Raw genomic sequence first — 579 nt, 5'->3', positions numbered from 1 at the left:
TGAGCAACTGACCGAAAACATCGAACAGCGCCTTTCCGACGAAGACGTCTCCCGAAATCCCATCTTCCGTGAACTCCTCGAAGAGTACCGCGAGCGACGCCCACGAGCGATGCGAGAGCGTGGGACCCAACAGATACGCTTCTTTATCGGTGTCGAAGCGTCGCCACTCGAAGTCTATGACCGTTCCGACGACGAGCGAACCCCGGCAGAGAAGTTGACCGATATCCCCGTCATTGGGTTCCTATTCAATCCATTCGTCACTCGTCGCGAAGACCTCTCAGAATCCGAACAACGCGCTCGAATGTTCGATAAACTCGATAGCAAGATTGCTAGTATCGAGTCGGGATTCATCCAGCAGGCCTCGGGATGGTCCGCTCGTCGACTCAGCACTGTCGAGTTGTTCGTGTTGACGATGGACTTCTGGAACGGCCACGAGCACGACTACGACAACCCCAATCGAGTGATTCGAGACCGACCGATTATCGGGAGTTCTCGCCGGGAGGATGGTTTCGATGCGTAGTTTCACCCTCCAAACCGAGAGTGAACTCATCAGCCAGGCCCTCGAGTGGCTCCAACAGC

The 579-nt window shown here is 55.6% G+C and carries 1 pseudogene; it reads left to right on the top strand.

The annotated features are described in order from the left end of the window. A pseudogene (locus AUR66_RS11640) lies at nt 1–520 on the top strand (hypothetical protein); the annotation flags it as partial. Nucleotides 521–579 lie beyond the last annotated feature (59 nt).

This window comes from Haloferax profundi (assembly GCF_001469865.1).
In the GTDB taxonomy this organism is placed as follows: Archaea; Halobacteriota; Halobacteria; order Halobacteriales; family Haloferacaceae; genus Haloferax; species Haloferax profundi.
The sequence above is the reverse complement of the archived record's forward strand: the minus strand, read 5'-3'. Positions and strand labels throughout refer to the sequence as shown.